We start from the raw sequence: 5194 nt of genomic DNA on the forward strand, positions 1-5194 counted from the left end.
CAACCCGACCAAGACGCCAATGATCGCGATCACGACCAGCAGTTCGACGAGAGTAAACGCGGGACGAAGAACAGAACGCTTCATGGTAAAGATTCCCAAACGAGGAGAGAGAATTGGTGAAAAGACACCAACAGAAAGAAATCGGTTCGAGACAGGTCTCGAGTACGGAGGATAGTTTTCGGTAGGCATTTACTTCATCTTGGTTGCTGAAAGCTCGTTGAACCGTCCCGCACCGAGACGCATGACCAACTCCAATTCGCCGGCCGTCAGGGCGCCATCCCATACCGCCACATCATCGATCTTGCCGCTCCAATAACAATACGAACCGCCGACCAACACCGGATCAGGCCGTCGGGCAATGGTGAAGTTACCGGCCACGACATGCGATTTTCCGGCGTCTCCCGATCCAACCAGCCCGCCATTGAAGTAGAGCTTCAACCCGTTCACGCTGCTGACGGTCATTGCAACATGAGTCCATTGCCCGACCACACACTTTCGCGCCGACGAGGCTGCTTCGATGATCATGTTCTCATTCGGGAGCACCTTCGCCATCAAAGTAAGATTGGGTTCCACACGCAGAAACGCTCCTGCCTCGGACGACATCTGAGAGCCCGCGATGTACGCTTCCGTCGTTGACATTTCGTCCATCAAAACCCATGCCGCGACAGTAAAGTCCGTGCGAGGCAGCGGGTCGGCGCCCATCACGATGAAGTCACCGTCGCCATCAAACGCGGCGGCTTGCCCCAATCGTCCGGGCACGAACGCGACGTCCCCGTTCACTTTGCCGTGGCGTCCCCCAACGGAATCTTTTGCGTTCCCATCAAACGGCCAGTGCGCCACCAACTCGGCCGCCGACAACGAGACCGAGGTTTGATCACGCGGCCTCGATTGCCACAACCTTCTCATCGACAACGCGTGTGACTGGTTGTCTGGATCATGCAGCGAAATGACTCCGACCTCCCCATCCATCGTCGCCGCCTGATTTCCCGTCAAACGAATCGGGTCCGCAGGCCGACCCTCGATCGATTCCGATGACAACAACTCAACGACGCCCGTCAACACGACAACATTCAGTTCGCCGCTTGGTTGCACCTCGACACCAAAACGCGTTCCCAAATCAACGACGCGTGACTTCTCGGTACGAATCGTAAAGCCTTTCGACTCCGGCGTTTCGCAACGAGCGACCAACTTGCCAACCTTCAAGTATCCCGAGTTGATGCTGCCCGGTTGGCTGCCCACCCAAAACTCCACCGGCCCCTGCAACACCACTTCGGCGCCCGAGTTGTACCGAAGCTCAGCGACGCCACTTTTGAGAACCAACTTCTGCCCCGCATTGATCCCAGTATCGATCTGTGGCGAAAACCCTTCCCAATCCGGCAGATCCACACCCACCAAACGCGCGATCGGACCAGGCGTCGCACTTACCACGTCACCGCGATACGCGTCCGATCGTGGCGAGAAACGAGTCCCCCAGTATCCACCACACACACCCAACAAAACCGCTGCCGCAAAGTAAGCCAGACGCAGCGGATGACTGTGCCAATCAAAGACACTCCAAGCGGCCCTCGGCAACGACACCGGATGAACAGCCTCACTGTCGGATAACGCTTCTTGGGGCTGCAGGCCGCCACCGGCCCAAGTCCGAATGTTTGTCGCATCCCAAAGACAGGCTCGGTAAAACTGATTGATGTCCGGATTGCTCGCCACGAGCCGGCTCAACTGCTCCGATTCTTCCTGCGTCAACTCATCGTGCAGAGAACCTTCCACGAGCCGGAATATTTCTTCTTGCAACTTTTGCGGCAAAGGATCATTCACCGGAAGCCTCCGCCATTGCGAGCCCGTCAACACACCTCACCAACGACAACCGAAGTCGCCGAACCGTCTGCCTCACGCTATCAAAGCTGCGACCGACATCGGCGGCGATGTCACGGCGGTCCTCCAATCCCGAGTAATATCGCTTCAACAAATCGCGATGACCGGTGCTGAGTTTCTGCATGCAGATCAATAAGTTTCGCTGCCGCACCTCCACCTCATCGATATTCTGCGTGACCTGCTCGGCGACCGCCTCCAAAAACTCATTGGTCATGCGCGAGCCTTCTCGCTCGGATTTTTTTCGGTGAGCGAGGACCAGATAATGGGCGATCGTCCGCGCCCAAGCACCGAAATCTCGAGACGGATCGTACTGGTCAAACTGCTGCCACAGGCGGATCCGGGTCTGCTGCGCGATATCGTCCGCGTCGGACCAACGAGGCACTAACGCCAGAATGTAGGCATACAAACGCCGCTCCTCATTGCCGAGCAAACGTATGAATTCCAAAGTGCGATCGCTTTCAGCGGCACGAGGGCTGTCCCCGATCTCCACCATTCATTCTCCCGTATCCGAGTAATCCGCAGATTTCCAATCTAAGAGTAGTAAGCCCGAAAACGAGTTCTGTGACGCGGAATTTTCCACAAACCAGCTTTTTCGGTGAACGCCGCCTCAAAAACGATCCACTGCCTCGGCTGACCAAGCAGGAATGCAGAAGAGATCGCCGGATCAGCAGCACGAACACTTGCGAACGATCTGCCGCCTCGGCGACTGCCCGCCCCCGCAATCAGGCACCGCCGCAGAAGACACGAGCGCATGACCACTCGTGCCCAACCCCGAGTTACGCAGCCACGATTCTTGCCCGGGTCGCGTCAGAGCCTCGCGGTCGCGAGTTTGACCGCGAGGCCGACAAAAACAGCACCCGCGATTCGGTTCAGAATCTGTTGCCCACGTCGAGATTGAGTGAACCATGCGTTCAGTTTACTCGCCAAGGCGGCAACGCCCCCAAAGACAACGAGAGTGACGAGAATGAACAAACCACCCAGAGCGATAAGCTGCAGCGTGACGGAACCGCGTGCGGGGTCGGCGAACTGCGGAAGAAACGCAAGAAAGAAGATCGAAACCTTCGGGTTCGTGACATTCATGATGATCCCACGACGGTAAAGCTTCGCGCCAGAGAGCCCCGTCTTCTCGCCAACGACGACAGCGTCCGGCTTCGCGCGAAACGACAACCACGCGAGATACACCAGGTATCCCGCCCCAACGAACTTGAGCAACGAGAACGCCCAAGTCGATGTGGAAATGAGCGCCGCAACGCCAACTGCCACCGCAAATGTGTGAACAATCAACCCCGTGCACAACCCAACCGTGACGAGCAACCCCGCACGCAATCCGCTCAATGCCGACTGAGTCAGCACGAAAAGATTGTCGGGTCCCGGCGCCAACGCCAAAAAAACCGATGCAACGACGAACGCTAACAGTGATTCAAATGAAAGCATGATTTCGCGGGATAGCTTTTACAAACAAACGTCGGCACTCTCTTCCGATCCACAACCACGATACACATCTACCACGCGAAAGAAATTCCCTCACCACTCTCGTGTCATCTGCGTTTTTCCCGGTCAACTCCGAACGCACCATTACTCCCACGCCGCGAGTGCCATACATCAGCCGGTCTCAATGCGTTGCCTTGGGCTGAAATAGATTCGTCCCTGTGGGTCTGCTTGTATGTCATCCGTTCTTCGTGCTAAACGGGCGACGGCCTAAACGGAAAAAGGCCGTTCCACCCAACCGGTTCCCCCGCGCCCCAACAGAGCGTCCTTCATCGCAACGAGGCCCAACCGGGCATCCCTAATCCAGCCCGAGCCAACACGGTTTGTCGATTTAATCAAGAGCCAATCTGTTTTCGCTTAACCGGTAGCCGTAGGCGACGTGCAGCGGCAAGCAGGTCGCCGTTGGCTGCCCGTGAAACGAATAAATCAACAGCCCGAACAGCCAGGGGAACTGCTGGACAACGCTACGTTTTTACTATGCTAAATTGCCCGGGTCCCGCTACCCTGTTTCGTAGAGCATCGTAACGGAACACCATTCAATGCACCGGAGTCGGATGCGTGGACGTTTTCGAATGGAACACCAACCGTCCCGACAAGACGGCATCGGATTTCTCCTGACTGAAGACCTCAACTTGACCAAACTCGCAAACGGCAATCTTATGCGAATACTACCAATCATTATCACGCTGGCTTGGGCGTCGTCGGGCCTCTGCGACGCTCCAGCAAACCAATCGACAGACACATTCGCCGGCATCCTGCGGTCTCAAAAGCACGTTACTTTCTCCATCGATCGAGAAGCTATGGTTTACCGGTTTGGCTTGCTGGACAAAAGACTCTCGAAGCATCGAGGAAATACTACGAAAACAGGTCCAACAACATCAAGCAGTACAAGGAGCTAGTAAAGAAGGTTTTCGACGAACGCCGTGAGCATCGAGGCCGCCCGCCGATTCAATTTCCGACGAAGATTAAGCAGCCCAAAACAGAACTTGAACTGGAAATGAACAAACTTGCTCGACCTACCGCCTCCCCGGTGGCGGAAGTGACACGAGCAGGGGTTGACTATATTGGCATCAAAGAATTTGGGACAACGACTGAGTACATTGTTCCGTTCAACCGGATTCTCGATGTATCGGTGCCATCAAGTCTACAAGGAACAACTGCGGAGTCGCCAACGACTCCGTGATCCCTTTCGGATCCCCCGAATTGATTAAAAACCACCGTATGCACCGGAGCGGCGGTGGCCAGTGCTTTGAGCTTGCTTTCAAGCCTTCCCCCAGCCGCCCGCTGAACCGACCCGTTCTCCGACTGATTTGATGGAACTCGCAGAACTAATACGAAACACGTTTCCGGTCCACCCGATTCCAGATTCTGAAGCCGTTGTCGAAGACACCTACTGCGTTGAACATCTACACGAGATCCTCGCCGGCCGGCCCTGGGACGAACCGAGCGCGCGGGACTATCGGATGTGCGACGACGGTTTCTCACTGCTTACTGTTTCCGGACTTGGATACTATTTGCCCGGCTACTTGACCGCAAAACTCGACGATCCGGAAGCGGCGGATATCCTTGGTGAATATGTGACCTACACACTTGGGGGCACATCCAATTTTTGCCGAACGCGAATGTCCGAACTTGGTACACTCATGAATCGTGACAAATGCGACGCGATTCTCGCTTGGCTCGATTGGTACGAAGCATGTGCTACACCTAATGCCCACATCGAACGTTCGCGCAAAACGGTCAGAACATGGGAGTAACCATTCCATGCGACGGAGCCCGGATTGCAAGTTTTCACCAACGGAAGATCAACTCCCCGGCCCACTGACGGCCGCAG

General features: G+C 55.8%; 5 protein-coding genes. 1 reads left to right on the forward strand and 4 read right to left on the reverse strand.

Annotation, left to right across the window (positions count from 1 at the left end):
* From RSSM_RS35115 to RSSM_RS30465, 4 genes are all read right to left on the reverse strand, one after another.
* A partial coding sequence (locus RSSM_RS35115; RefSeq protein ID WP_236621500.1) for a type IV pilin protein occupies positions 1-189 on the reverse strand: 189 nt, incomplete at its 3' end.
* On the reverse strand, positions 190-1815 hold the full coding sequence (locus RSSM_RS30455; RefSeq protein WP_008689052.1) for a LamG-like jellyroll fold domain-containing protein: 1626 nt from the start codon (positions 1813-1815) through the stop codon (positions 190-192).
* Positions 1808-2317: a sigma-70 family RNA polymerase sigma factor gene (locus tag RSSM_RS30460; protein WP_236621501.1), complete on the reverse strand. Its 510-nt coding sequence runs from the start codon at positions 2315-2317 to the stop codon at positions 1808-1810. Before RSSM_RS30460 ends, RSSM_RS30455 begins: the two co-directional genes overlap by 8 nt.
* A gap of 362 nt (positions 2318-2679) precedes the next feature.
* Positions 2680-3306, reverse strand: a complete 627-nt coding sequence (locus tag RSSM_RS30465; RefSeq protein WP_008689055.1) for a LysE family translocator — start codon at positions 3304-3306, stop codon at positions 2680-2682.
* A gap of 1367 nt (positions 3307-4673) precedes the next feature.
* Between RSSM_RS30465 and RSSM_RS30475 the strand changes: the two genes are divergently transcribed.
* Entirely contained in the window at positions 4674-5117 is a 444-nt protein-coding gene (locus RSSM_RS30475) for a DUF6714 family protein (protein WP_008689061.1), read from the forward strand.
* The last annotated feature ends 77 nt before the right edge of the window (positions 5118-5194 follow it).

It is taken from the genome of Aporhodopirellula sallentina SM41 (assembly GCF_000346505.1).
Classification (GTDB): domain Bacteria; phylum Planctomycetota; class Planctomycetia; order Pirellulales; family Pirellulaceae; genus Rhodopirellula; species Rhodopirellula sallentina.

Coding starts and splice junctions, on each gene's coding strand:
- RSSM_RS30475 (WP_008689061.1), top strand. CDS start 4,674: ATGGAACTCGCAGAACTAATACGAAACACGTTTCCGGTCCACCCGATT.
- RSSM_RS30465 (WP_008689055.1), bottom strand. CDS start 3,306: ATGCTTTCATTTGAATCACTGTTAGCGTTCGTCGTTGCATCGGTTTTT.